37 protein-coding genes are annotated in these 24230 nt (G+C 69.8%); 4 read left to right on the top strand and 33 right to left on the bottom strand.

Annotation, left to right across the window (positions count from 1 at the left end; genetic code table 11):
* Nucleotides 1-135 precede the first annotated feature (135 nt).
* Nucleotides 136-1758, bottom strand: coding sequence for a type VII secretion protein EccB (eccB, locus tag LV78_RS16425; RefSeq protein WP_253846115.1), 1623 nt, complete (start codon nt 1756-1758; stop codon nt 136-138).
* A 233-nt stretch (nt 1759-1991) separates the two neighbouring features.
* On the opposite strand from eccB, the gene eccE reads away from it, so the two are divergent.
* The 3 genes from eccE to LV78_RS16410 all read left to right on the top strand — a co-directional run bounded on the left by eccE (nt 1992) and on the right by LV78_RS16410 (nt 5902).
* Nucleotides 1992-3320 (top strand): type VII secretion protein EccE, encoded by a 1329-nt coding sequence (gene eccE / locus LV78_RS16420; RefSeq protein WP_253846114.1) that lies wholly within the window; start codon nt 1992-1994, stop codon nt 3318-3320.
* Nucleotides 3317-4042: a hypothetical protein gene (locus tag LV78_RS16415; protein ID WP_253846113.1), complete on the top strand. Its 726-nt coding sequence runs from the start codon at nt 3317-3319 to the stop codon at nt 4040-4042. The genes eccE and LV78_RS16415 overlap by 4 nt, the downstream gene beginning before the upstream one ends.
* Nucleotides 4043-4342: 300 nt before the next feature.
* On the top strand, nt 4343-5902 hold the full coding sequence (locus LV78_RS16410) for a S8 family peptidase (protein WP_253846112.1): 1560 nt from the start codon (nt 4343-4345) through the stop codon (nt 5900-5902).
* Nucleotides 5903-5992: 90 nt separating this feature from the next.
* Here the strand turns inward: LV78_RS16410 and truA are convergent, their stop codons facing one another.
* The 10 genes from truA to LV78_RS16360 all read right to left on the bottom strand — a co-directional run bounded on the left by truA (nt 5993) and on the right by LV78_RS16360 (nt 11989).
* A complete protein-coding gene (gene truA, locus LV78_RS16405; protein ID WP_372494939.1) occupies nt 5993-6913 on the bottom strand; it encodes a tRNA pseudouridine(38-40) synthase TruA in 921 nt (306 codons plus the stop codon).
* Entirely contained in the window at nt 6910-7476 is a 567-nt protein-coding gene (gene rplQ, locus LV78_RS16400; RefSeq protein WP_253846111.1) for a 50S ribosomal protein L17, read from the bottom strand. Before rplQ ends, truA begins: the two co-directional genes overlap by 4 nt.
* A gap of 58 nt (nt 7477-7534) precedes the next feature.
* Complete coding sequence (locus LV78_RS16395) at nt 7535-8587, bottom strand: DNA-directed RNA polymerase subunit alpha (protein WP_015805264.1); 1053 nt, start codon at nt 8585-8587, stop codon at nt 7535-7537.
* A 145-nt stretch (nt 8588-8732) separates the two neighbouring features.
* Complete coding sequence (gene rpsD / locus LV78_RS16390; RefSeq protein WP_253846110.1) at nt 8733-9338, bottom strand: 30S ribosomal protein S4; 606 nt, start codon at nt 9336-9338, stop codon at nt 8733-8735.
* Nucleotides 9339-9361: 23 nt separating this feature from the next.
* The gene (gene rpsK, locus LV78_RS16385) at nt 9362-9769 is read right to left on the bottom strand and encodes a 30S ribosomal protein S11 (protein ID WP_015805266.1); all 408 of its coding nucleotides are present in this window, start codon (nt 9767-9769) and stop codon (nt 9362-9364) included.
* Nucleotides 9770-9802: 33 nt separating this feature from the next.
* Complete coding sequence (gene rpsM, locus LV78_RS16380; protein ID WP_096497116.1) at nt 9803-10183, bottom strand: 30S ribosomal protein S13; 381 nt, start codon at nt 10181-10183, stop codon at nt 9803-9805.
* Between the two features lie 217 nt (nt 10184-10400).
* Nucleotides 10401-10514, bottom strand: coding sequence for a 50S ribosomal protein L36 (rpmJ, locus tag LV78_RS16375; protein ID WP_010148647.1), 114 nt, complete (start codon nt 10512-10514; stop codon nt 10401-10403).
* 50 nt (nt 10515-10564) lie between these two features.
* The gene (gene infA / locus LV78_RS16370; RefSeq protein ID WP_005166804.1) at nt 10565-10786 is read right to left on the bottom strand and encodes a translation initiation factor IF-1; all 222 of its coding nucleotides are present in this window, start codon (nt 10784-10786) and stop codon (nt 10565-10567) included.
* 152 nt (nt 10787-10938) lie between these two features.
* A complete protein-coding gene (locus LV78_RS16365) occupies nt 10939-11478 on the bottom strand; it encodes a DUF1707 SHOCT-like domain-containing protein (protein WP_253846109.1) in 540 nt (179 codons plus the stop codon).
* 34 nt (nt 11479-11512) lie between these two features.
* Nucleotides 11513-11989 carry a DUF1707 SHOCT-like domain-containing protein gene (locus tag LV78_RS16360; RefSeq protein WP_253846108.1) on the bottom strand — a complete coding sequence of 159 codons (477 nt, stop codon included), beginning with the start codon at nt 11987-11989 and terminating at the stop codon, nt 11513-11515.
* Nucleotides 11990-12171: 182 nt separating this feature from the next.
* On the opposite strand from LV78_RS16360, the gene LV78_RS40775 reads away from it, so the two are divergent.
* The gene (locus LV78_RS40775; protein ID WP_301306655.1) at nt 12172-12303 is read left to right on the top strand and encodes a hypothetical protein; all 132 of its coding nucleotides are present in this window, start codon (nt 12172-12174) and stop codon (nt 12301-12303) included.
* An 88-nt stretch (nt 12304-12391) separates the two neighbouring features.
* On the opposite strand, the gene map is transcribed toward LV78_RS40775, so the two are convergent.
* The 22 genes from map to rplD all read right to left on the bottom strand — a co-directional run bounded on the left by map (nt 12392) and on the right by rplD (nt 24228).
* Nucleotides 12392-13168 carry a type I methionyl aminopeptidase gene (gene map / locus LV78_RS16355; RefSeq protein ID WP_253846107.1) on the bottom strand — a complete coding sequence of 259 codons (777 nt, stop codon included), beginning with the start codon at nt 13166-13168 and terminating at the stop codon, nt 12392-12394.
* A gap of 53 nt (nt 13169-13221) precedes the next feature.
* Entirely contained in the window at nt 13222-13773 is a 552-nt protein-coding gene (locus LV78_RS16350; RefSeq protein ID WP_253846106.1) for an adenylate kinase, read from the bottom strand.
* On the bottom strand, nt 13774-15084 hold the full coding sequence (gene secY, locus LV78_RS16345; RefSeq protein WP_253846105.1) for a preprotein translocase subunit SecY: 1311 nt from the start codon (nt 15082-15084) through the stop codon (nt 13774-13776).
* A gap of 519 nt (nt 15085-15603) precedes the next feature.
* Nucleotides 15604-16047 (bottom strand): 50S ribosomal protein L15, encoded by a 444-nt coding sequence (gene rplO / locus LV78_RS16340; RefSeq protein WP_096497121.1) that lies wholly within the window; start codon nt 16045-16047, stop codon nt 15604-15606.
* Nucleotides 16044-16229 (bottom strand): 50S ribosomal protein L30, encoded by a 186-nt coding sequence (gene rpmD / locus LV78_RS16335; protein ID WP_015805275.1) that lies wholly within the window; start codon nt 16227-16229, stop codon nt 16044-16046. The genes rplO and rpmD overlap by 4 nt, the downstream gene beginning before the upstream one ends.
* 2 nt (nt 16230-16231) lie before the next feature.
* Nucleotides 16232-16837 carry a 30S ribosomal protein S5 gene (gene rpsE, locus LV78_RS16330; protein ID WP_015105247.1) on the bottom strand — a complete coding sequence of 202 codons (606 nt, stop codon included), beginning with the start codon at nt 16835-16837 and terminating at the stop codon, nt 16232-16234.
* Nucleotides 16838-16871: 34 nt separating this feature from the next.
* Entirely contained in the window at nt 16872-17270 is a 399-nt protein-coding gene (rplR, locus tag LV78_RS16325; RefSeq protein WP_253846104.1) for a 50S ribosomal protein L18, read from the bottom strand.
* Between the two features lies 1 nt (nt 17271).
* The gene (rplF, locus tag LV78_RS16320; RefSeq protein WP_253846103.1) at nt 17272-17811 is read right to left on the bottom strand and encodes a 50S ribosomal protein L6; all 540 of its coding nucleotides are present in this window, start codon (nt 17809-17811) and stop codon (nt 17272-17274) included.
* Nucleotides 17812-17828: 17 nt separating this feature from the next.
* The gene (gene rpsH / locus LV78_RS16315; RefSeq protein ID WP_015805278.1) at nt 17829-18227 is read right to left on the bottom strand and encodes a 30S ribosomal protein S8; all 399 of its coding nucleotides are present in this window, start codon (nt 18225-18227) and stop codon (nt 17829-17831) included.
* A gap of 140 nt (nt 18228-18367) precedes the next feature.
* Nucleotides 18368-18553, bottom strand: a complete 186-nt coding sequence (locus tag LV78_RS16310) for a type Z 30S ribosomal protein S14 (protein WP_015805279.1) — start codon at nt 18551-18553, stop codon at nt 18368-18370.
* 3 nt (nt 18554-18556) lie between these two features.
* On the bottom strand, nt 18557-19120 hold the full coding sequence (gene rplE / locus LV78_RS16305) for a 50S ribosomal protein L5 (RefSeq protein WP_253846102.1): 564 nt from the start codon (nt 19118-19120) through the stop codon (nt 18557-18559).
* Nucleotides 19120-19434 carry a 50S ribosomal protein L24 gene (gene rplX, locus LV78_RS16300; protein WP_015805281.1) on the bottom strand — a complete coding sequence of 105 codons (315 nt, stop codon included), beginning with the start codon at nt 19432-19434 and terminating at the stop codon, nt 19120-19122. The genes rplE and rplX overlap by 1 nt, the downstream gene beginning before the upstream one ends.
* A 2-nt stretch (nt 19435-19436) precedes the next feature.
* Nucleotides 19437-19805 (bottom strand): 50S ribosomal protein L14, encoded by a 369-nt coding sequence (gene rplN / locus LV78_RS16295; RefSeq protein WP_015805282.1) that lies wholly within the window; start codon nt 19803-19805, stop codon nt 19437-19439.
* Between the two features lie 62 nt (nt 19806-19867).
* Nucleotides 19868-20149: a 30S ribosomal protein S17 gene (gene rpsQ / locus LV78_RS16290; RefSeq protein WP_253846101.1), complete on the bottom strand. Its 282-nt coding sequence runs from the start codon at nt 20147-20149 to the stop codon at nt 19868-19870.
* A complete protein-coding gene (gene rpmC, locus LV78_RS16285; protein WP_096497125.1) occupies nt 20146-20394 on the bottom strand; it encodes a 50S ribosomal protein L29 in 249 nt (82 codons plus the stop codon). The genes rpsQ and rpmC overlap by 4 nt, the downstream gene beginning before the upstream one ends.
* Complete coding sequence (rplP, locus tag LV78_RS16280; protein ID WP_096497126.1) at nt 20394-20813, bottom strand: 50S ribosomal protein L16; 420 nt, start codon at nt 20811-20813, stop codon at nt 20394-20396. The genes rpmC and rplP overlap by 1 nt, the downstream gene beginning before the upstream one ends.
* A gap of 3 nt (nt 20814-20816) precedes the next feature.
* Nucleotides 20817-21644 carry a 30S ribosomal protein S3 gene (gene rpsC / locus LV78_RS16275; protein ID WP_015805286.1) on the bottom strand — a complete coding sequence of 276 codons (828 nt, stop codon included), beginning with the start codon at nt 21642-21644 and terminating at the stop codon, nt 20817-20819.
* Nucleotides 21644-22045, bottom strand: coding sequence for a 50S ribosomal protein L22 (rplV, locus tag LV78_RS16270; RefSeq protein WP_096497127.1), 402 nt, complete (start codon nt 22043-22045; stop codon nt 21644-21646). The genes rpsC and rplV overlap by 1 nt, the downstream gene beginning before the upstream one ends.
* Before the next feature lie 35 nt (nt 22046-22080).
* Nucleotides 22081-22362, bottom strand: coding sequence for a 30S ribosomal protein S19 (gene rpsS, locus LV78_RS16265; protein WP_015105260.1), 282 nt, complete (start codon nt 22360-22362; stop codon nt 22081-22083).
* Nucleotides 22363-22380: 18 nt separating this feature from the next.
* A complete protein-coding gene (gene rplB / locus LV78_RS16260) occupies nt 22381-23214 on the bottom strand; it encodes a 50S ribosomal protein L2 (protein ID WP_253846100.1) in 834 nt (277 codons plus the stop codon).
* A gap of 22 nt (nt 23215-23236) precedes the next feature.
* Nucleotides 23237-23536 carry a 50S ribosomal protein L23 gene (rplW, locus tag LV78_RS16255; RefSeq protein ID WP_015805289.1) on the bottom strand — a complete coding sequence of 100 codons (300 nt, stop codon included), beginning with the start codon at nt 23534-23536 and terminating at the stop codon, nt 23237-23239.
* Nucleotides 23533-24228: a 50S ribosomal protein L4 gene (gene rplD / locus LV78_RS16250; protein WP_253846099.1), complete on the bottom strand. Its 696-nt coding sequence runs from the start codon at nt 24226-24228 to the stop codon at nt 23533-23535. Before rplD ends, rplW begins: the two co-directional genes overlap by 4 nt.
* Between the last annotated feature and the right edge of the window lie 2 nt (nt 24229-24230).

Genomic DNA, 24230 nt, shown 5'->3' with positions numbered 1-24230 from the left:
CTGCCCCGCCCCTCCACCCCACCCCCCAAACGCACATCGGGCCCGGCGATCGCCGGGCCCGATGTCTCGCGACTGGTGCGGCCCGCCGGTCACGCGCTGGTCCTCACCAGCGCGTTCCCGACGGCCGGGGCGGGGTCAGCCGCCTGCGGCCTGGTTGTTCGTGGGAAGCGTCCCGAGGCTCTTGTCCGTCGGGATGGAGTCCCAGCTCCGCGCCGCGTCGTTCCGGTTCATCTGCGGTCCGTTGGGCAGCAGCCGCAGGATCGACTCGGGCCCCGGCGCGAAGCCGTCCTGCCCGAGGCCGAGCGCGGCGGCCGTCGCCGTGTCCGGGACGCCGTACTTCACGCCGCGACCGGTGATGATGTGGATCGGGCCGCTGCCGAAGTCCTGGGTGGACGTCGCCGAGCGGACCACGGCCGCCTTGCCGGAGGCCATGACGAAGAAGTCCACGACCTCGCCGGTCGCGCCGACCTGGTTGATCCGCACCGGCACCGACGTGTTCTGCGTGGGCAGCGACGGCGCGATGGTCACCTGGGTGTGCTGCGACTTGTTGCCCGCGTTCACGTCCTTGGCGCTCCACCCCAGGCAGACCACGACGTTGTTCTGGTTGGGCACCAGGACGTCGGGCACCTCGCTCGGGTAGTCGGCCAGGTCGAGCGGGTTGTCCGGGCGCAGCGACTCGTTGATCTTGGCGATGTCGACGACCCTGGGCTCGCCCTGCGCGCGGCTCGCCCTGATCAGGTCGCCGGACGCCTTGCTGATCTCCTGCAGGCCGCCCTTGAGCGCCACGTAGAACACCGAGTTCTCACCGGTGCGCTTGACCTCGATGACGTTGCCGACCTTGATCGACTCGCCCGCGACGTAGTCGACCGACGCGCCCTGGTCCTCGATCTTCGGGGCGACGAGTTCCTTCGCCTCGGGGATCGCGTTGAGCAGGCCGACGCTGACCGCCCTGGGCTCCTTGCCGGTCAGGTTCAGCGCGTTGCGCACCTCGGGCTTGGTCAGGTCGACCTTCGCCCGCACGGTGCTGGTGGAAGTGATCTTGGAGTTCGTCGGCGCCTTGTAGACCAGGTAGGTCGCCGCGTCGTCCGCACCCGCCTTGACCAGCAGCGCCTTGTTGCCGTCGAGCAGCGAACCGCCGCCGCTGACGCCCGCGAGGACCGTGGTCTCGAACTTGCCCTTGGAGGCGGGGTTGTTGAGCGTGTCGTCCAGGTCGAGCCGGTCGCACACCGACCACTCCGAGCCGATCCGGCCCGCCGGGTCGGCGGGCAGCACGTCCGGCCCGTCCGGGATGCCGGTCAGCCGCCCCTTGGGCAGCTTGGCCAGCGCCTTCTCGCTCACCAGCTTGGGCTCGCCGCCCGCGGCCCCGCCGCCCGTGCCCGCCGCGTCCCCGCCGCCGACGGCCCCCTGGGACTGGTCCGGCGTGGACTGCTGGAACAGCAGCAGCCGCGCGGACGCCAGGTTCGTCATGGGGACCAGGACCTTGGGGTTGTTCTGGACCACGTAGACCTGGCCGGTCTCCTTGCTGATGGCGATCTGCGTCTGGTCGTCGACCTGGGGCTCCGGCGAGAAGAAGCCGTAGATCATGAACCCGAGGAGGCCGATGACGCCGAGCAGCACGCCGACCGCGGTCGCACGCGAGTGCGTGCGCATCGGGTCGTGCAGCATGACGGCGTCTCGGCGCACCAGGGCTGACTGCATCCGGCGCAGCACGAAGCGGTACGCCTGGACCTGTGACTTGGTGGTGGGTGTTGATGCCATTCTCGGCTCGCTGCTCTCCCAGTCGCGGTACGGTTCTGCACGATAGCCGGAGCAGAGGTAACCCGTACGCGGGATCGTGAAGACCCCACAGGGTGACACTCGAACCGGCATCCTCCTCGCCGCCCGAGGCGCACTGAACACCGAGGGGAAAGAGACCAGATCGGATGTCCGTGACCACTCCTCGCCCTGGACCGGGCCAGGGCCCCGGCCGGGGGCAGCCGCCCAGGCCAGGGATGCCCCGCCCCCCGCAGCCCCCGCCCCAGGGCCGTCCCGGCCCGGCGGGCGGTGGCGCGCAGGCTGTGCCCGCCTCCGCTCTGCGCGCCCGCAGGCGCGCCTCCGGTTCGAGCCTCGGCTCGCTGCCGGTCGCCAACCTGGTCGTCCTCGAGGTCGGCTTCGCCATCGGCCTGCTCCTGCTCGCCATCGGCGCCACCGGGGACGGCATCGACCCGGTCCTGATGTACTCGGCAGGCGGTGTGCTGCTGGTCGCCCTGATCCTGGCGTTCGCCAGGTCGCGCGGGCGCTGGCTGACCCAGTGGATCGTGCTGGTCGCGCGGTACAACACCCGCTCGCACAGCCGCACCGCCAAGACCGACGCGCCCGCCGAGTCCAAGCCGCAGGCGGAGGAGTCCTCCGTCATCGGCCCCGAGGACTCGCGGGTCGCGCTGCTGCGCCTGGCCGTGCCGGACCTGGTGATCGCGAAGGGCGTCGACCACGAGCGCAGGCCGCTCGGCCTCGCCTGGCACCAGGGCGCCTGGACCGCCGTGCTGCTGGTGGACCCGACGCCCGGCCTGATCAACCCGGTCGGCAGCGCGCCGAACCTGCCGCTGGGCGCGCTGGTCCCGTGCCTGGAGGACCGGGGCGTGGTGCTGGACGCCATCTCGGTGATCTGGCACTGCTACCCCGGCAGCGCCTCGCTGTCCGCGAACTCGCCCGCGCTGACCTCGTACCTGGAGCTGCTGGGCCCGCTGCCCACCGCCTCCCGGCGCACCACGTGGATCGCCGTGCGGCTGGACCCGAAGCGCTGCGCCGCGGCGATCCGGGAGCGCGGCGGCGGCGTCGTGGGCGCGCACCGCGCCCTCATCGGCGCGCTGTCCCGCGTCCGCAACGCCCTGGAGTCCGTCGGCGTGTCGATCCGGCCGCTGGACGCCGACGAGCTGATCCGCGCGGGCATCTCGGCCGCCGAGCTGACCTCGGTCGCGGGCTCGGCGAACCCGGTGTCGCTGCGCGAGAAGTGGTCGGGCGTCTCGGCGGGCGGCGTCGGCCACTCCAGCTACGCCATCACCGGCTGGCCGTCGAAGGGCATGCGCGCCAACCTGAACGGCCTGACCGGCGTGCGCGCGCTGTCGTCCACGCTGTCCATGTCGATCTCGCCGAGCAGCGAGGAGGGCCGGGTCGGCCTGCGCGGCCTCGTGCGGGTCAGCGCCCGCAACCAGGCGCAGCTCGACACCGCCGACACCAAGCTCAAGGCGATGTCGGACAAGCTGGACATCACCCTGACCCCGCTGAACGGGATGCAGGCGTCCGGCCTGTCCGCGACCCTCCCGCTGGGGGGCGTCGCGTGACGAACTCCCGACTGCTGGACAACCGGGGCGTCGGCAAGGGCGTCGCGCCCGAGTTCCTGGTGGACCCGAAGCTGCTGGACGTCACCAGCCCCTCCGGCGAGCGCGGCGGCATGATCTTCGGCTCCGGCCCGCAGGGCGAGCCGGTGACGGTCTCCGTGCTGCGCAACGCCCCGACCCGCATGGCGATGGTGGGCGGCCTGTACCTGGCGCGGCAGATCGCGCTGCGGGCCGCCGCGACCGGGGCCACCGTGGTGATCGCGACCGGGCGCCCGCGCGCGTGGGCCCCGGTGATCCAGGCGACCGGGGCCAACCCGGAGGACCGGAACTCGCCGGTGCAGCTGCGCAGGCTGAGCCCGGTCGAGCTGCCCCGGCCGTCCGAGGACAGCCCGGTGCTGGTGCTGCACGACGGCGGTCACGTGCCGCAGGAGCTGTTCCCGCCGCGCTCGCCGTGGCAGACGACGATGTACGTGCTGCCCTACCTGCACCCGCAGGCGACCAGCACGATCGTCAACTCCGAGCTGGTGCTGTTCCAGCGGATGCCGATGCAGCAGGCGCAGCAGGTGTGCCAGACGATGCGCAGGCCGCCGCAGCTGGCGCAGCAGCTGACCACGCTCAAGGACGACCAGGTGATCGCTGCGGGCTTCAACCTGTGGATGCCGCTGCGCCTGGTCACGAACCCGGCCGAGCAGCAGATCCTGGGCGCGGTGCGCCGGGGCGACTGACCCCGCCCGCCACGCCCGAAGCGCCCCGGAGCCCCGTGCTCCGGGGCGCTTCCCGTTGCGGGGCCCGGATTCCGGTTCGGCCCGGTTCCCGAAACGACGGTGTTTCGGCCGTGGAAACGCTGTGACCGCAGGGAAGCGGCTTCCCGCAGTCAGCCGGACGCCCGAGCGCGGGCATTAGCCTGACTTCCCCTCCGGGTTCTTGCGCGCCTCTCCCCCCGCCGGCTACGAACTAACGGATCGTGCCCGGCCGGTTGCGCTCCGGCAGCGGCCAGGGCACGCCCGGCGAGAGGGGAAACCGGCATGGACGTTCGCGGGACAGGGGTCAGACGGGCGGTCGGGATCGGGCTGGCGGCGGCGACGGCGTGGGCGGTCACGGCGGCGCTGGCGGCGGCGCCCGCCACGGCGGCCGAGGGGGACCTGCGGGGGCTGGGCGCGGAGAACGCCATCGCGGACAGCTACATCGTGGTGCTGAAGGGCGACGCCGGGGTCGCCGCGAGCACCTTGGGGAGCAAGTACGGCGCGCGGGTCGAGCGGACCTACACCAGCGCCCTGAAGGGCTTCTCCGCGCGGATGAGCGAGAAGCAGGCGCGGGAGCTGGCCGCCGACCCGGCGGTCGACTACGTCGAGCAGGACGCCGTCGTGAAGGTCGCCGACACCCAGTCGCCGGTGCCGTCGTGGGGCGTCGACCGGGTCGACCAGGGCCCGCTGCCGCTGGACGGCTCGTACACCTACCCCAACGGCGGCGAGGGCGTCACCGCGTACGTCATCGACACCGGCATCCGCTTCTCGCACAGCGACTTCGGCGGCCGGGCCACGTCCGGCCGGGACACCGTCGACAACGACGACGACGCCTCGGACTGCGACGGCCACGGCACGCACGTGTCCGGCACGATCGGCGGGGCCGCGCACGGCGTGGCCAAGCGGGTGGCGCTGGTCGGCGTGCGGGTGCTGGACTGCGCGGGCGAGGGCACCTGGGCGCAGGTCATCGGCGGCGTGGACTGGGTGACCGCGAACGCGGTGAAGCCCGCCGTGGCCAACATGAGCCTGGGCGGCGGCGGCAACGACGCACTGGACCAGGCGGTGCGCGGCTCGATCGCCTCCGGCGTGGTCTACGCGCTGGCGGCGGGCAACAACTACGGCGGCGATGCCTGCACCCGCTCCCCCGCGCGCACGGCGGAGGCCATCACGGTCGGCTCGACGGCGCGCACCGACGCCAGGTCCGACTTCTCCAACATCGGGACCTGCCTGGACCTCTACGCGCCCGGCACCGACATCACCTCGACCTGGCTGACCGACGACACCGCCACCAACACCATCAGCGGCACCTCCATGGCCACCCCGCACGTCGCGGGCGCGGCGGCGGTCTACCTGGCCGCGAACCAGAGCGCGACGCCGCAGCAGGTCCGCGACGCGCTGGTCGAGGCGGCCACGCCGGGCCTGGTCACCAATCCGGGGGCCGGGTCGCCGAACAAGCTGCTCAGGGTCATCGGCGAGCCCGCCGTGCCGCCGACCGGCTGCCGGGGCGTGGTGAACGACGAGGACGTCGCCGTGCCGGACCTGGGCTCGACGACCAGCTCGATCGCCATCAGCGGCTGCGCCGGGAAGGCGAGCGCGAGCTCGTCGGTGGACGTGCGGGTCAAGCACACCTACCGGGGCGACCTGTCGCTGGACCTGATCACGCCGTCCGGGGTGGTGCAGCAGCTGAAGGTGCACTCCAGCGCGGACAGCGCGGACGACCTGAACGCGACCTACCGGCTGAACCTGTCGGCGGAGACCGCGAACGGCACGTGGCAGCTGCGGGTCCGGGACAACTTCCCGCAGGACACCGGGTTCATCGACTCGTGGACGCTGAACCTGTAGTGGCCGCTGGTTGAGCGGCTCCGGGGACGGGACGGCGCGCGGACGCAGCGGGCCGTCCCGTCCACGGGGGCAGTCGCTCCCAGCGGGCCGTCACGCTTCAGGCGGCGACCCTCCGGGCCGCCCTGCGGGCCGCTCCGCGACCCGCACCCGCACGTTCCTGGTGATCTCGGCCCGCGCGGCCAGGTCCTCGTCGGCCGGGTAGTCCACCCGCACCAGGGACAGCCCGTGCGGCGGGGCCACCGTCACCTCGCTGGACCGGCTGTGCAGCGACAGCAGCGACGCGGGCCACTCCACCGGCTTGCGCCCCTCCCCCACCGCGAGCAGGGCCCCCACCAGGCTCCGCACCATCGAGTGGCAGAAGGCGTCCGCCGAGACGAACGCGGTCAGCAGGTCGCCCTCGCGCACCCACTCCAACCGCTGGAGCTCCCGGATCGTCGTGGCGCCCTCCCTGCGGCGGCAGTAGGCGCAGAAGTCCCGCTCCCCCAGCATGAGGCCGGACGCGGCGTTCATCGCCTCCACGTCGAGCTGACGGGGCCAGGAGAGGGTGTCCAGCCGCCGCAGCGGGTGCGCCCCGAACGGCGCGTCGGTCACCCGGTACTCGTAGTGCCGCCGCAGCGCCGCGAACCGGGCGTCGAACGCGGCGGGCACGACCCGCGCCGAGAACACCCGGACGTCGGCGGGCAGCGCGCGGGCCAGCCGCTTCGGCAGCCCGGCCACGTCGGTGGACTCCGGCAGGTCGGCGTGCGCGACCTGCCCGGCCGCGTGCACCCCGGCGTCGGTGCGCCCGGCCACGGTCAGCACGACGTCCTCGCGCAGCACCGTGGACATGGTGTCCTCCAGCACCCCGCAGACCGTGCGGCGGTTCGGCTGGCGGGCCCAGCCGGAGAACTCGGTGCCGTCGTACGCCAGGTCCAGCCGGACGCGCGCCCGGCCGACCTCCCCCGGAACACCGGCGAGCCCGCCGCCCCGAGTGGGGGTGACGGGCTCGCGGGTGGTGCTGGAGTCGCTCAGGACTCGTCCTTCTTGTCCTCGGCCTTGGCCTCGGCGCCCTCGGCGGGCTCCTCGGCGGCGTCCTTGGTGGCGGACTCGGGGGCCTCGGCGTCCTGGTCGACGGCCTTGGTCTCCTCGACCTTGGTCTCCTCGGCGGGAGCCTCGGTCTTCGCCTCGTCCTTGGCGAACTTGGTGCCGCGGGCCTTCTCGGCCTCGGAGGTCACCGTCTTCTGCTGCACCAGCTCGATGACGGCCATGGGGGCGTTGTCGCCCTTGCGGTTCAGCGTCTTCGTGATGCGGGTGTAGCCACCGGAGCGGTCCGCGAAGAACGGGCCGATCTCGGCGACCAGCTTGTGGACGATGTCCTTGTCGCGGATCACCTTCATGATCTCGCGGCGGTTGTGCAGGTCACCGACCTTGGCCTTGGTGATCAGCTTCTCGGCGTACGGGCGCAGCCGCTTGGCCTTCGCCTCGGTCGTGGTGATGCGACCGTGGGTGAACAGCGACGTGGCCAGGTTGGCCAGCATGAGCTGCTCGTGGGCCGGCGAGCCACCGAGACGGGGTCCCTTGGTGGGGGTGGGCATCGAATTGCTCCTCGGATTTCTTTCTGATCCTCTGCTCCGGCCCGGCCGCTAAGCGGCCTCAGAGCTGCTCGGTCTCCGCGTAGTCCTGGCCGTCGTCGTGGGAGTCCACGGACGAGTCCGCGCCCCAACCCTCTGCGGGGTAGTCGGACGCGGCAGCCGAGGGGTCGAACCCTGGAGGGCTGTCCTTCAGCGCGAGGCCCAGGCCGACGAGCTTCATCTTGACCTCGTCGATGGACTTGGCGCCGAAGTTGCGGATGTCCAGCAGGTCCGCCTCGCTGCGCGAGACGAGCTCGCCCACCGTGTGGATGCCCTCGCGCTTGAGGCAGTTGTAGGACCGGACGGTGAGGTCCAGGTCCTCGATCGGCATCGCGAAGGCCGCGATGGTGTCCGCCTCGGCGGGCGAGGGTCCGATCTCGATGCCCTCGGCGTCGACGTTCAGCTCGCGAGCGAGGCCGAACAGCTCCACCAGGGTCTTGCCCGCCGACGCCACGGCGTCGCGCGGCGTGATGGAGGGCTTGCTCTCGACGTCGAGGATCAGCTTGTCGAAGTCGGTCCGCTGCTCGACACGGGTGGCCTCGACCTTGTAGGTCACCTTCATGACGGGCGAGTAGATCGAGTCGACGGGGATGCGGCCGATCTCGGCCCCCGCCTGCTTGTTCTGGACGGCGGGGACGTAGCCGCGACCGCGCTCGACGACGAGCTCGATCTCCAGCTTGCCCTTGCCGTTCAGGGTGGCGATGTGCAGGTCGGGGTTGTGCACGGTCACACCGGCCGGGGGCACGATGTCACCGGCGGTCACCGCGCCCGGCCCCTGCTTGCGCAGGTACATGGTCACCGGCTCGTCCTCCTCGGAGCTGACGACCAGCTCCTTGAGGTTGAGGATGATGTCGGTGACGTCCTCCTTCACACCGGGAACCGTGGTGAACTCGTGCAGCACGCCGTCGATGCGGATGCTGGTCACGGCGGCGCCGGGGATGGAGGACAGCAGGGTGCGGCGGATGGAGTTGCCGAGGGTGTAGCCGAAACCCGGCTCCAGCGGCTCGATGACGAACCGGGAACGGGTCTCGCTGACCGCTTCCTCGCTGAGCGAGGGGCGCTGGGAAATCAGCACTGGGTTCTTCCTCTCTGAACCCGGCGACCGCTATTTGACGCCGGGAGAGCCAGTCGCGGAGACCGGCAAACGCGTTCGGCACACCATTTAGTGCCGTCGCGGGACCCGACTGGAGGGCGGCCCACCGGGCCGCCCTCCAGGAGGATCACTTCGAGTAGAGCTCGACGATCAGCTGCTCGGTGACGGGCGTGTCGATCTGCGCCCGCTCCGGGAGCTGGTGCACCAGGATGCGCAGGTTCGACGGCACGACCTGGAGCCAGGCCGGGATCGGCCGGTCGCCGAAGGAAGCGCGCGCGGCCTCGAAGGGCAGCAGCGGCAGCGACTTCGGCTTCACGTCGATGATGTCGAACTTCGACACCTGGTAGCTCGGGATGTTCACCTTGTGGCCGTTGACCAGGAAGTGACCGTGGCTGACCAGCTGGCGGGCCTGGCGACGGGTGCGGGCCAGACCGGCGCGGTACACCACGTTGTCCAGGCGCGACTCGAGGATCTGCAGCAGGTTCTCACCGGTCTTGCCGGTGCGGCGAACCGCTTCCTTGTAGTAGCGGACGAACTGCTTCTCAAGGATGCCGTACGTGTAGCGAGCCTTCTGCTTCTCCTGCAGCTGCAGGAGGTACTCGGACTCCTTGATGCGGCCGCGGCCGTGCTGGCCGGGCGGGTACGGACGGCGCTCGAACGCCTGGTCCCCACCGATGAGGTCGACCTTGAGGCGACGCGAGATGCGCGTGGCCGGTCCGGTGTAGCGAGCCATGAGTGCTTACTCCTCCCCGTGCCTCAGACCCGGCGCCGCTTGGGCGGGCGGCAGCCGTTGTGGGGCTGCGGGGTCACGTCCTGGATGGTGCCGACCTCGAGGCCGGCGGCCTGCAGCGAACGGATCGCGGTCTCGCGGCCGGAGCCGGGACCCTTCACGAACACGTCCACCTTGCGCACGCCGTGCTCGGCGGCCTTGCGCGCGGCGTTCTCCGCGGCCATCTGCGCGGCGAAGGGCGTCGACTTGCGCGAGCCCTTGAAGCCGACGTGGCCCGCGGAAGCCCAGCTGATCACGTTGCCCAGCGGGTCCGTGATGGACACGATGGTGTTGTTGAACGTGCTCTTGATGTGGGCCTGGCCGTGCGAGATGTTCTTCTTTTCCTTGCGCCGGACCTTCTTGACCCCGGCGCCCTGACGGGTCTTGGGTGGCATTCTGGGTGATCTCCTACTTCAGGGTCCGCGAGGTTACTTCTTGCCGGCCTTCTTCTTGCCCGCAACGGTCTTCTTCGGACCCTTGCGAGTGCGCGCGTTCGTCTTCGTGCGCTGCCCGCGGACGGGCAGGTTGCGACGGTGGCGCAGGCCTTCGTAGCAACCGATCTCCATCTTGCGACGGATGTCGGCCTGGATCTCGCGGCGGAGATCACCCTCAAGCTTGAAGTGCTCTTCGATGTAGTCCCGCAGCTTGGCGAGGTCGTCGTCACCGAGGTCCTTCACCCGGACGTCCGGGGAGATCTCGGTGGCCTTCAGCAGCTCCTTGGAGCGCGTACGACCGATGCCGAAGATGTAGGTGAGCGCGATCTCCAACCGCTTTTCGCGGGGGAGGTCGACGCCAGCGAGTCGTGCCATTCGGCGCTTGCTCCTAACAGTGGTGTCGCTCCAGGTTTGCTCCTCGCCCGTTCCCGGGACTGACTCGCTGCGTCAGTTCCGCCCGCTCTCGCGGGCGGCGTCCCGGCCCCGGCCTGGAGTCCGGGGGTGCGCCCACGCCCCTGATCAGGGGTGTGGGCAGGTGCGAAGAGGCTTGCTTGTCTCTAGCGTCGTGGTGAACGACGACAGCGGGTGCTGCTCAGCCCTGGCGCTGCTTGTGGCGCAGGTTCTCGCAGATCACCATGACCCGGCCGTGACGGCGGATCACCTTGCACTTGTCGCAGATCTTCTTGACGCTCGGCTGAACCTTCACGCCTGAGCTCTCCTGCTTGTGGCCGAGTGCCCGTGCCCGGGCACCGGAGGTCACTTGTAGCGGTAGACGATGCGCCCTCGGGACAGGTCGTAGGGCGAGAGCTCCACGACAACCCGGTCCTCGGGGAGGATTCGGATGTAGTGCTGACGCATCTTGCCGCTGATGTGCGCCAGGACCTTGTGCCCGTTCTCCAACTCGACTCGGAACATCGCGTTGGGAAGCGGCTCGACTACGCGGCCCTCGACCTCAATGGCCCCGTCCTTCTTGCCCATGTCCTCCGCGTTTCGTGACGGTGGGTACTTCCGGATTAGGGCACGCACGACCCCGAGTCCGTCTAGGCCCTTGCGAACCTGCTGCCTGCCGGGGTCTGACGACCTCCACGGGCATGGCGGAACCGGCGCGACGTGTGCGCCACCGCCCCATACTACGCTCCGCCGCCCGAACGCCCAAATCGGGTGACCATGGCCGCCAGAGCGACCCAGATCCACCACGGGTGCGGCATGATCTCCGCCCGCAGCGCGGCCAGCCCCCACACCAGGAACACGACCACGGCGAGCACGCTCAGCGCGTCGGACAGGTCCCGCGAGTTCCAGGCGTTCACCAGCGTGGTGACCCACTCGGGCCGGTCGGCGGGCGGCTGCTCGCTCCTGGCGGCGGCCTCGGCCGACCGGGGGTCTCCCGGCGCGGGCTCGGCGGGCAGGTGGTCGGCCGACCTCGGCGCGGCCGGGTCCTGCGAGCGCCAGCCGTTGACCAGCGCGGACAGCCACGACGCCCGCTCGACCGGCGCGGGCGGGGCCTCCGGGCGCGGCGGCCCGGTCAGCGCGGCGGTCAGCTCGGCGTACGTGGTCGCCGCCCGCACCGCGCCCGAGCGCCGCCGCAGCTCGTCCTCGCTGATCCGGCCGTCGGCGCGGGCCTCGCCCAGCACCTCCAGCGCCTGCGCCTTGTCGCGCTCCTCGGCGGTCACCGCTCCCCCGTCCCCTCAGCTGCTGCCCCCGAAGCTACCCCCGCGCCCGATGCTCGCGGGGCGCCAGCCACCACAGCGCGCCCAGCGCGGCGCCGAGGGGCGCGGTGAACCAGAGGAACCAGGGGTAGTCGAGCCCGTGCCCGTCGATGAAGTCGGAGATGTTCACCAGCAGCCAGACGACGAAGTTCAGCGCGCTCACCGCCAGCCAGACCTGGGTGAGCACCCGCAGCACGCGGTGGTACCTCGAGTCGGGCCTCGGGTAGCCGGCGGACGGCGCGGGCGCGGGCGGTCGCGGGCGGAAGTCGAGCGGCTCGGTGTCCGGCACCGGCAGGTCCGCGATGAGCCGGGCGAGGTCCCCGCGCGTCCTGGCGCGCAGCGCCTCCCCGACCCGCTCGTCGAACTCGGCCACGTCGAGGGAGCCCTCCACGTGGGCGCGCCGGAGGAAGTCCTGGACCTGCTCGCGGTCCTTGTCCGAGACCCTGATGTCCTCGGGCTTCACGGGTTCGATCACAGCTCCATGGTGGAGGCCCCCGGCCCCGCGCGGTATCCAGGTAGCCCCCGTCTGAGGGGGAAGAAACCCCACCCCCCTTAACCCGTTGGTGTGACAGCGGGACTGTTCGGTCCACGTCCGGGTGAAGCATCCGGTGGAATACCCCTACCGGGACCGCACGCGTCCCGAGGGAGGTGGACCCCGTGCTGACCACTGCACTGCTGCTCGCCGGGATCGCGTCCTGCGCCCTGCTGACCACCGGGCTGGCCGCGCGCAGGTGCCCTGCGGGCTGCGCGCCCGGCGAGTGCGACGCGGCCGGGCACGAGGCGGCCTAGCGCCGCGCGCGCCCCGGAGAACGCGGCTCAGAACGCGGAGCGGCCCCCGACCTCGAGAGGTCGGGGGCCGCTCGCACGACCGGGGTTCTCAGCCCTCCTCGGGCGCCGTCAGCACCCAGGGGCCGTCCTCCGTGATGGCCACGCTGTGCTCCCAGTGCGCGGCCTTCGACTTGTCCGACGTGACGACCGTCCAGCCGTCCGACAGCTCCACCGTCTGGTCCGTGCCCAGGGTCAGCATCGGCTCGATGGCGATCGCCATGCCGGGCTTGAGCCGGGGGCCCTTGCCGGGCTTGCCGTAGTTCGGCAGGAACGGGTCCATGTGCATCTTGGTGCCGATGCCGTGGCCGCCGTACCCGTCGACGATCCCGTACTCGATGCCGTCGCGCTCGCCCGCGGCGATCGTCTCGGACTCGATGGCGAACGAGATGTCCGACAGCTTCGCGCCCGCGACCGCCGCCTCGATGCCCGCGAGCATCGAGGTCCTGGTCGCCTCGGACAGCTTCAGCTCCGCCTCGGTGACCGTCCCGATCGGGACGGTGAGCGCCGAGTCGCCGTGCCAGCCGTCCAGGATCGCGCCGCAGTCGATCGACAGCAGGTCGCCGTCCGCGAGGATCTGGGTGCGGCTGGGGATGCCGTGGACCACCTGCTGGTTGACCGACGCGCAGATGCTCGCCGGGAACCCGTGGTAGCCCTTGAAGCTCGGCACGGCGCCCGCGTCGCGGATGGTCTGCTCGGCGAGCTGGTCCAGCTCGGCCGTGCTGACCCCGGCCTTGGCGTGCGCGGCCATCAGGGTCAGCGCCTTCGCCACGACCAGGCCGGAGGCGCGCATGGCCTCCAGCTGGCCGCGGGTCTTGATCTCGATCATGCGGTCACGACCGCCTGGTGCGATTCGCCGGAGGGCATCGAGCAGTCCACCGGTCACTTCTCGCCGCGCAGCGCGGCCAGCGCCCGCTCGCTGATCTCGGTCACGTCGCCGACCGCGTCGATCGTGACGACGATGCGGGAGTAGTACTCCAGCAGCGGCGCCGTCTCGGTGCGGTAGACCTGCTGGCGGTGCCGGATGACGTCTTCCTTGTCGTCGGCGCGCCCTCGGGCGAGCAGCCGCTCGACGACGATCTCCTCGTCGATCCGGAACTCCAGCACGGCGTCCAGCTCGTGGCCCTCGGAGCCGAGCAGGGCGCCGAGGACGTCCGCCTGGGCGACGTTGCGCGGGAACCCGTCGAGCAGGAAGCCGTTCGCGGCGTCCGGCTCGGCGAGGCGCTCGCGCACCATCTTGTTCGTCACCTCGTCGGGCACGAGCTCGCCGGCGTCCAGGTACTCCTGGACCTCCTGGCCGAGCGGGGTCTGCTCGCTGATGTGCGCGCGGAACAGGTCCCCCGTGGAGATGTGCGGCACGGCGAGCGCGGCGCTGAGATTCTTGGCCTGCGTGCCCTTGCCCGCTCCGGGCGGGCCGACGAGAACGAGTCGCATCTAGCGGAGGAACCCTTCGTAATTGCGCTGCATGAGCTGGCTCTCGATCTGCTTCACGGTGTCGAGGCCGACACCGACCATGATCAGCACCGCCGTGCCGCCGAGGGGGAAGTTCTGGTTCTGGCCCTCACCGGTCAGGTCGAGGAACAGGTTCGGCAGGATGGCGACGATACCGAGGTACAGCGAGCCGGGCAGCGTGATCCGCCCCAGGACGAAGCGGAGGTACTCGGCGGTGGGGCGACCCGGCCGGATGCCGGGGATGAACCCACCGAACTTCTTCATCTCGTCGGCGCGCTCGTCCGGGTTGAACGTGATGCCGACGTAGAAGTACGTGAAGAAGACGATCAGCAGGAAGTACAGCGCGATGTGCACCGGGCTGGACTGCGAGACCAGGTGGGTCGCGACGAAGGTCTGCCACCAGCCGGGCGCCGAGCCGTCGTTGGCGGCGGTCAGGCGCGAGATCAGGTCGGGCAGGTAGAGCAGCGACGAGGCGAAGATGACCGGGATGACACCGGCCTGGTTCACCTTGAGCGGCAGGTAGGTCGAGGTGCCGCCGTACATCCTGCGGCCGATCATGCGCTTGGCGTACTGGACGGGGATGCGGCGCTGGGCCTGCTCCACGTAGATGACGCTGGCGATGATCAGCAGGGCCGCCACGCAGACCAGCGCGAAGGTCAGGCCGCCTCGGCTCCAGATGACCTGGCCCTCGACCGGGACGCGGGCCGCGATGCCGGTGAAGATCAGCAACGACATGCCGTTGCCGATGCCCTTCTCGGTGATGACCTCGCCGAGCCACATGATGACGCTGGTGCCCGCGGTCATGGTCACGACCATGACGATGAGCGAGAAGATGCTGTCGTCCGGGATGACCGGGACGTCGCAGTTGGCGAACAGCTGACCGCGCACCGCCAGGGCGATGATGCCGGTGGACTGGAGGACCGCGAGCGCGATCGTCAGGTACCGGGTGTACTGGGTCAGCTTGGCCTGGCCGGACTGGCCTTCCTTCTTCAGCTGCTCGAACCGCGGGATGACCACGGTGAGCAGCTGGACGATGATGCTCGCGGTGATGTAGGGCATGATGCCCAGCGCGAAGATCGACAAGTTCAGGAGCGCGCCGCCGCTGAACAGGTTGATCAGGGAGTAGATGCCCTGCTGGTCGACCTGCTCGACGCACTTTTTGACGTTGACGAACGAGACGCCCGGCGCGGGCAGGGTCGCGCCCAACCGGTACACCACGATGATCCCCAACGTGAAGAGGATCTTCTTGCGTAGGTCCGGCGTCGCGAGAGCCGAGCGGAATGCGCCGAGCACGCGAACCTCCATCAGCGTTGCCGCCCCGCGTGGGTCGGCATCCTGCGGTACCGGCCGTTTTGCCGGCACGGTCTTGTGGGCTCCCGCCGGACAGGGCCGGCGGTGGTGGAAGCGACGGGTAGCCGCGACCGACCCGGAACCATCCGGGTACAGCCCGCGACTTTAACAGCCGCCGGGCCGGTCACCGCATCCAGTCATCCCCCACACTTACTACCCGATCGGCACCGGTGACCGGCAAGCCCCCGAATGGATCAAGTTCGGGGAGCGTAGCCGCTGGTTACGCCCATCGCGAACAGGCTCGCGAAGTGGGACGGCGAACAGGGGTGCCGCGTTTCGCGCGCACCTGCTAGCGGCGCAGAAGTCATCCAAATGTCACCCCTGGGGGTGGTGGTCGACGATCAGCGGGCCCGGATCAGGCGCGGAACGGCCCGAACCCGGACAGCAGAACGGCCCCCGGAGTCGGAACTCCGGGGGCCGTTCAGCAGTTCAGGCGTCACACGCCCGTGTCAGAGCCGAAGCTCAGAGCACGGTGGTGGTGCCACCGGCGGCGGCGATCTTCTCGACCGCGCTGCCCGAGAACTTGTTGGCGACGACGTCGAGCTTGACGCCGTTGATGTCGCCGTCGCCCAGCACCTTCACCAGCTCGTTCTTGCGAACGAGGCCGGCGTTGATGAGCGCGTCCACGTCGACCCGGCCGCCCTTGGGGAACAGGCGGGCGAGGTCGGCCACGTTCACGACCTGGTACTCGGTGCGGAACGGGTTGCGGAAGCCCTTGAGCTTGGGCAGGCGCATGTGCAGCGGCATCTGGCCACCCTCGAAGCGCGGCGAGACGTTCTTCCGCGCTCCGGTGCCCTTGGTGCCGCGACCGGCGGTCTTGCCCTTGGAGCCCTCACCACGACCCACGCGGGTCTTCTTGGTCTTGGCGCCGGGGGCCGGCCTCAGGTCATGGATCTTGATGGTCACGACTGGACCTCCTCGACGACCACCAGGTGGCGCACGGCGTGGATGAGCCCGCGCACCTGCGGCGTGTCCTCGCGGACCACCGACTGGCGGATCTTGCGCAGCCCCAGGGTCCGCATGGACTCCCGGTGGTTGTGCTTGGTACCGATGGTGCTCTTCACCTGGGTGACCTTGAGCTGTGCCATGGTCACACCGCCCCTGCGCGGGCGCGGAGCATGCCTGCGGGAGCGACGTCCTCGAGCGGGAGACCGCGGCGGGCGGCCACCTCCTCGGGACGCTGGAGGCCCTTCAGGGCCGCCACGGTGGCGTGCACGATGTTGATGGCGTTGTCGGAGCCCAGCGACTTGCTCAGCACGTCGTGGACACCGGCGCACTCCAGCACCGCGCGGACGGCGCCACCGGCGATGACACCGGTACCGGCCGAGGCCGGGCGCAGCAGCACGACACCGGCCGCCTTCTCACCCTGGACCGGGTGGGGGATGGTGCCCGCGATGCGGGGGACGCGGAAGAAGTTCTTCTTCGCCTCCTCGACGCCCTTGGCGATGGCGGCCGGAACTTCCTTGGCCTTGCCGTAGCCGACGCCCACCATGCCGTCGCCGTCGCCCACGACCACGAGGGCCGTGAAGCTGAAGCGGCGACCACCCTTGACGACCTTGGAGACGCGGTTGATCGCGACAACGCGCTCCAGGTGCGGGGTCTTCTCCTGGGCCGCGCCGCCGCGGCCGCCGTCACGACGGTCGCGGCGCTCTCCGCGCTCGCCCCCGCCGCCTTCGCGACGCGTGCGTCCTGGCATCAGGCGTCCCTCTCAATTCCGGTGATGATCATTGTCAGAACTCCAGCCCCGCCTCGCGGGCGGCATCCGCGAGAGCGGCGATCCGGCCGTGGTAGGCGTTGCCACCGCGGTCGAACACCACCTTGCTGATGCCAGCGTCCTTGGCGCGGGCCGCGGCCAGCTGACCGACCTTGGCGGCGCGAGCCTTCTTGTCGCCGTCGATCGCCCGGACGTCCGCCTCGACCGAGGAGGCAGCCGCCAGGGTGTGGCCGGCGAGGTCGTCGATGATCTGCACGGTGATGTGCTTCGACGAGCGGTGCACGACCAGGCGCGGGCGCTCCGCGGTGCCGCTGACCTTCTTGCGGAGGCGGAAGTGACGGCGGGTCTTCGCGATGCGGCGGGTGGTCGAGATGTCCTTGCCCACCGGCTTGCGCTTCGTTGCAGTCTCGCTCATGTCACTTACCCGTCTTTCCGACCTTGCGGCGGATCTTCTCACCCGAGTAGCGCACGCCCTTGCCCTTGTACGGGTCGGGCTTGCGCAGCTTGCGGATGTTGGCGGCGACCTCGCCGACGAGCTGCTTGTCGATGCCCGCCACCGAGAAGCGGGTCGGCGTCTCCACCGCGAAGGTGATGCCCGCGGGGGCCTCGACCTTCACCGGGTGGCTGTAGCCCAGGGCGAACTCGAGGTCCGAGCCCTTGAGAGCCACGCGGTAACCGACGCCGTGGATCTCCATCTTCTTCTCGTAGCCCTGCGTCACGCCGACGACCATGTTCTGCACCAGGGTGCGGGACAGGCCGTGGAGCGAGCGGCTGCGGCGCTCGTCGTTCGGGCGCTTGACCTCGATGGTGCCGTCGTCGGCCTTCTCGAGGGTGATCGGCTCGGCGATCGTCAGGTTCAGGGTGCCCTTCGGCCCCTTCACGCTGACGGCCTGGCCGTCGATGTTCACGTCGACCCCGGAGGGGACGGTGATCGGCAGCTTTCCGATGCGCGACATGCCTTCAGTCCCCCCTTCTACCAGACGTAGGCGAGGACTTCTCCGCCCACGCCCTGCTTGTTGGCCTGGCGGTCGGTCAGCAGACCACCAGAGGTCGAGATGATCGCGACGCCGAGACCGCCCAGGACCTTGGGCAGGTTGGTCGACTTCGCGTAAACCCGCAGACCGGGCTTGGAGACGCGGCGGAGGCCGGCGATGCTGCGCTCCCGGTTCGGGCCGTACTTCAGCTCGATCACCAGGTTCTTGGCGACCTCGCCATCCTCGTCGCGGTAGCTGGCGATGTAGCCCTCGCGCTTGAGGATCTCGGCGATGTTCGCCTTCAGCTTCGAGTGCGGCATCACGACCTTGTCGTGGTAAGCCGAGTTCGCGTTCCGCAGACGAGTCAGCATGTCTGCGATCGGGTCGGTCATCGTCATGGTGACCTGGTCAACCTTTCTCGCTGCGGTTCCCCAGCCAGGGTCCGAGCGGCCCGCCCCCTCGCGGGGGCGGGGCGCTGGTCGTGGACGGGCCTACAGCGAAGTGGATGTAGAGAGAAAAACCGGCCGCCGAGGCGGAACTACCAGCTCGACTTGCTCACGCCGGGCAGCTCGCCCCGGTGGGCCATCTCGCGCAGGCAGATCCGGCACAGGCCGAACTTGCGGAACACCGAGTGCGGACGACCGCAGCGCTGGCAGCGGGTGTAGGCGCGCACCTTGAACTTCGGCTTGCCCGCCGCCTTGTTGATCAGAGCCTTCTTGGCCATCTGTCAGTTCTCCTTGAACGGGAAGCCCAGGTGCTTCAGCAGCGCCCGGCCCTCCTCGTCGTTGGTGGCGGTCGTGACGACCGTGATGTCCATGCCGCGCGGGCGGTCGATGGCGTCCGGGTCGATCTCGTGGAACATCGACTGCTCGTTGAGGCCGAACGTGTAGTTCCCGTTGCCGTCGAACTGCTTGCCGGACAGGCCGCGGAAGTCGCGGATGCGCGGCAGCGCGATCGTCAGCAGGCGGTCGAGGAACTCCCACATGCGGTCGCCGCGCAGCGTGACGCGGGCGCCGATGGGCATGCCCTCGCGCAGCTTGAACTGCGCGATCGACTTGCGGGCGCGGCGGACCTCGGGGCGCTGGCCGGTGATGATCGACAGGTCGCGCACGGCGCCCTCGATCAGCTTGCCGTCGCGGGCGGCGTCGCCGACACCCATGTTGACGACGACCTTCACGACGCCGGGGATCTGCATCACGTTGGGGTACTCGAACTGCTTCTGCAGCTCGCCGGCGATTTCCTCGCGGTAGCGGGTCTTCAGCCGGGGCGTGATCTTCTCAGCGGTGGTCATCAGATGTCCTTCCCGTTACGACGGGAAATGCGGACCCGCTTGCCCTCGTCGTTCGTCCGGTAGCCCACACGGGTCGGCTTGCCGTCGGAGTCGACCACCATCACGTTGGACACGTGGATGGGGGCCTCCTGGGTCACGATGCCGCCCGACTGCGCGCCGCGCTGGGTCTGCGTGATCCGGGTGTGCTTCTTGATGCGGTTGACGCCTTCGACCAGGACGCGGTCGAGCGCGGGGTAGGCCTGGATGACCTTGCCCCGAGCACCCTTGTCCTTGCCGGCGATAACCACGACGGTGTCGCCCTTCTTCACCTTCATGGTCAGAGCACCTCCGGCGCCAACGAGATGATCTTCATGAACTTCTTGTCGCGCAGCTCACGGCCGACCGGGCCGAAGATGCGGGTGCCGCGCGGCTCGTTGTCGTTCTTGATGAGCACAGCGGCGTTCTCGTCGAATCGGATGTAAGAGCCGTCGGGACGGCGCTTCTCCTTGACGGTCCGGACGACGACGGCCTTGACCACGTCGCCCTTCTTGACACCCGCGCCGGGGATTGCCTGCTTCACCGTGGCGACGATGATGTCCCCGATGCCCGCGTAGCGACGGCCGGAACCACCGAGAACACGGATGCAGAGGATTTCCTTCGCACCGGTGTTGTCGGCGACCCGGAGCCGCGACTCCTGCTGGATCACTTACCTGTCTCCTTGACCATTCCTGGCCCGCCAGATTTCCGACCTGACGGGCTCGGTCTGACTTACTTGGCCTTCTCGAGGACCTCGACGAGCCTCCACCGCTTGGTGGCGGACAGCGGCCGGGTCTCCATGAGGAGGACGCGGTCGCCGATGCCAGCGGTGTTCTGCTCGTCGTGCGCCTTCACCTTGGCGGTGGAGCGCATGACCTTCGAGTAGCGGCGGTGCTTCTTGCGGTCCTCGACCGCCACCACGATCGTCTTGTCCATCTTGTCGGACACGACGAGGCCCTCGCGGACCTTGCGGTAGTTGCGCGCCTCGGTGGTCACTTCTTCGTTCTCGCTCATGCCGCACCCTCACCAGTGGAAGCCGCATCGGGGGAAGCCGAGAGACCCAGCTCCCGCTCGCGCATCACGGTGTAGACCCGAGCGATCTCGTTCCGGACCGTGCGCAGGCGGCGGTTGTTGTCGAGCTGCCCGGTGGCCATCTGGAAGCGGAGGTTGAACAGCTCCTCCTTGGCCTCCCGAAGGCGCAGCACGAGCTCCTCTTCAGTCAGCTCGCGCAGCTCGGAAGCGGTAGTACCCGCTGCCATCAGAAGTCACCACCCTCACGCGTGACGATGCGGCACTTCATCGGCAGCTTGTGGATCGCGCGACGGAGCGCCTCGCGGGCGATTGCCTCGTTCGGGAAGGACATCTCGAACAGGACGCGGCCCGGCTTGATGTTGGCCACCCACCACTCCGGAGAACCCTTACCGGAACCCATGCGGGTCTCGGCGGGCTTCTTCGTCAGCGGGCGGTCGGGGAAGATGTTGATCCACACCTTGCCACCGCGGCGGATGTGCCGGGTGATGGCGATACGAGCCGACTCGATCTGCCGGTTGGTCACGTAGGCGGGCTCCAGAGCCTGGATGCCGAACTCGCCGAAGGTGACCCTCGTGCCGCCCTTGGCAGCACCGGAACGACCGGGGTGGTGCTGCTTGCGGTGCTTAACCCTGCGCGGGATGAGCACGACTCAGCCCTCCGTCTTCTCTTCGGTCGCGGCCGGCTTGTCGCTGGCCTGTGCGTCAGCCGCGGCACGACCGGCCTCGGTGCTCGTCGCGGTGGTGCCGCTGGCACCGGAGCGACGGGCCCGGTTCGGGCGGTCACCGCGGTCGCGCCGAGGCGCGCGCTCGGCCGAGGGGGCCGCGTCGCGCTCGCGCTTGGCGCTGATGCCACCGACCACGTCGCCCTTGTAGATCCACACCTTGACGCCGATGCGGCCGAACGTGGTGCGGGCCTCGAAGAAGCCGTAGTCGATGTCGGCGCGGAGCGTGTGCAGCGGCACGCGGCCGTCGCGGTAGTGCTCCGAGCGGGACATCTCGGCGCCGCCGAGGCGACCGCCGCACTGCACGCGGATGCCCTTCACCTGCGAGGAGCGCATGGCCGACTGGATGGCCTTGCGCATCGCGCGGCGGAAGGCGACGCGGTTGGAGAGCTGCTCGGCGACACCCTGTGCCACGAGCTGCGCGTCCGACTCGGGGTTCTTGACCTCGAGGATGTTCAGCTGCACCTGCTTCTTGGTGAGCTTCTCCAGCTCACCGCGGATGCGGTCGGCCTCCGCGCCGCGACGGCCGATGACGATGCCCGGCCGGGCGGTGTGGATGTCGACGCGGACCCGGTCGCGGGTGCGCTCGATCTCCACCTTGGAGATGCCGGCACGCTCCATGCCGCGCGAGAGCAGCTTGCGGATCTTGACATCCTCAGCCACGTACTCGGCGTACTGCTTGTCTGCGTACCAGCGGGACTTCCAGTCGGTGGTGATCCCCAGCCGGAAGCCGTGCGGGTTGATTTTCTGACCCACTACCGAGCACTCCCCTTCGCGCTGGTCTTCTTGGGACGGCTCTCCACCTCGACGGTGATGTGGCTCGTCCGCTTGCGGATCCGGTAGGCGCGGCCCTGGGCGCGCGGGCGGAACCGCTTGAGGGTCGGGCCCTCGTCCACGTAGACCTTCGAGACCCAGAGGGTGTCGGGGTCCAGGGACAGGTTGTTCTCGGCGTTGGCCACGGCGCTCGCGAGCACCTTGCGGACCGGCTCAGATGCCGCCTGCGGCGCGAACTGGAGCACGGCCAGGGCCTCGCTGGCGCTACGACCCCTGATGAGCTCGACGACGCGACGCACCTTCATGGGCGTGTCGCGGACGTAGCGAGCCCGAGCCACGGCGCGCGGGAACTCCGGCGCTTCGGCTTCGTTACGGGCGTTCATCGCTGCTTCCCCTTGCTCTTTTCCTAGTTCGACGCCTAGCGGCGGCGCGACTTCCGGTCGTCCTTGATGTGACCCTTGAACGTGCGGGTCGGGGCGAACTCGCCGAGCTTGTGCCCGACCATCGCCTCCGTCACGAACACCGGCACGTGCTTGCGGCCGTCGTGCACCGCGATCGTGTGGCCCAGCATGTCGGGGATGATCGTCGACCTGCGGGACCAGGTCTTGATGACGGTCTTCTTACCCGACTCGTTGAGGACGTCCACCTTCTTGAGCAGGTGGTCGTCCACGAAGGGGCCCTTCTTCAGGCTGCGAGGCATCCTTCACTCCCTCCCTGCTCAGCGCTTCTTACCGGTGCGACGACGCCGGACGATGAGCCTGTCGCTTGCCTTGCGGCGGCGGGTACGGCCTTCGGGCTTACCAGCCGGGTTGACCGGGTGGCGACCACCGGAGGTCTTGCCCTCACCACCACCGTGGGGGTGGTCCACCGGGTTCATGGCGACACCGCGGACGGTGGGCTTCTTGCCCTTCCACCGCATGCGGCCGGCCTTGCCCCAGTTGATGTTCTGGTGCTCCGCGTTGCCGACCTCGCCGACCGTGGCGCGGCAGCGCACGTCCACGTTGCGGATCTCGCCCGAGGGCATCCGCAGCTGGGCGTACGGGCCGTCCTTGGCGACGAGCTGGACGCTCGCACCCGCGGAACGCGCGATCTTGGCGCCGCCACCGGGGCGCAGCTCGATCGCGTGGACAACGGTACCGACCGGGATGTTCCGGAGCGGCAGGTTGTTGCCCGGCTTGATGTCGGCCTTGGGGCCGTTCTCGATCACGTCGCCCTGGTGCAGCTTGGCCGGGGCGATGATGTAGCGCTTCTCGCCGTCGACGTAGTGCAGCAGCGCGATGCGGGCGGTGCGGTTGGGGTCGTACTCGATGTGAGCGACCTTGGCCGGGATGCCGTCCTTGTCCGTGCGGCGGAAGTCGATCAGGCGGTAGGCCCGCTTGTGGCCGCCACCCTTGTGCCGCGTCGTGATCTTGCCCGAAGCGTTGCGGCCACCACGGCCGTGCAGCGGGCGGACCAGCGACTTCTCCGGCGTCGACCGAGTGATCTCGGCGAAGTCGGAGACGCTCGCACCGCGACGACCGGGGGTCGTCGGCTTGTACTTGCGAATGCCCATCTCTACGCAGTCCTCGTCGTCATCAGGCGGCCGGGCCGCCGAAGATCTCGATCGGCTTGCTCTCGGCGGACAGCGTCACGATGGCGCGCTTGGTGTCCTTGCGCTTGCCGTAACCCGTCTTGGTGCGCTTGCGCTTGCCCTGACGGTTGATCGTGTTGACGCTGACGACCTTGACGCCGAAGACCTTCTCCACGGCAATCTTGATCTGGGTCTTGTTCGAACCGGGGGACACCAGGAAGGTGTACTTGTTCTCCTCCAGAAGCCCGTAGGACTTCTCGGAGATCACCGGCGCGAGCAGGATGTCCCTGTGGTCGGGGATCACTTCTCGTCCTCCTGTGCCACCTCGGACGAACCGGCGACCGCCTCGGCCGAGCCCTTGCCCTGCTGGGACTTGCTCGCGAGGAACACGTCCAGGGCGCTCTTGCTGAACACCACGTCGTCGTTGACCAGCACGTCGTACGTGTTGAGCTGGTCGGGCGCGATGACGTGCACGTGCGTCAGGTTGCGCAGGCTCACCCACGACACCTCCTCGTCGCGCAGCAGCACGACGAGAACGCGACGGGCGGTGCTCACCGACTCCAGGACCTTGCGGGCGGTCTTGGTGGACGGCTTGTCGCCCTCCACGAAACCGGTCACCACGTGGACCTGGTTCGCGCGCGCCCGGTCGGAGAGGGCGCCACGCAGGGCGGCGGCCTTCATCTTCTTGGGGGTCCGCTGGGAGTAGTCGCGCGGCACGGGACCGTGCACGACGCCACCACCGGCGAACTGCGGCGCGCGGGTCGAGCCCTGACGGGCGCGGCCGGTGCCCTTCTGCCGGTACGGCTTCTTGCCGCCACCGGAGACCTCGGCGCGGGTCTTCACCTTGTGCGTGCCCTGGCGCGCGGCGGCCTGCTGGGCCACGACGACCTGGTGCAGCAGGGCGATGTTCGCCTGCGCGTCGAAGACGGAGCCGGGCAGCTCGACGCTGCCGTCGGTCTTGCCGTCCGGGGTGCGGACCTCAACGGAAGTCGTCATGA

Source organism: Actinosynnema pretiosum, from assembly GCF_024171695.1.
Taxonomy (GTDB): domain Bacteria; phylum Actinomycetota; class Actinomycetes; order Mycobacteriales; family Pseudonocardiaceae; genus Actinosynnema; species Actinosynnema pretiosum.
Note: the sequence above shows the minus strand (reverse complement) of the source record. Positions and strands in the feature narration are given on the sequence as shown.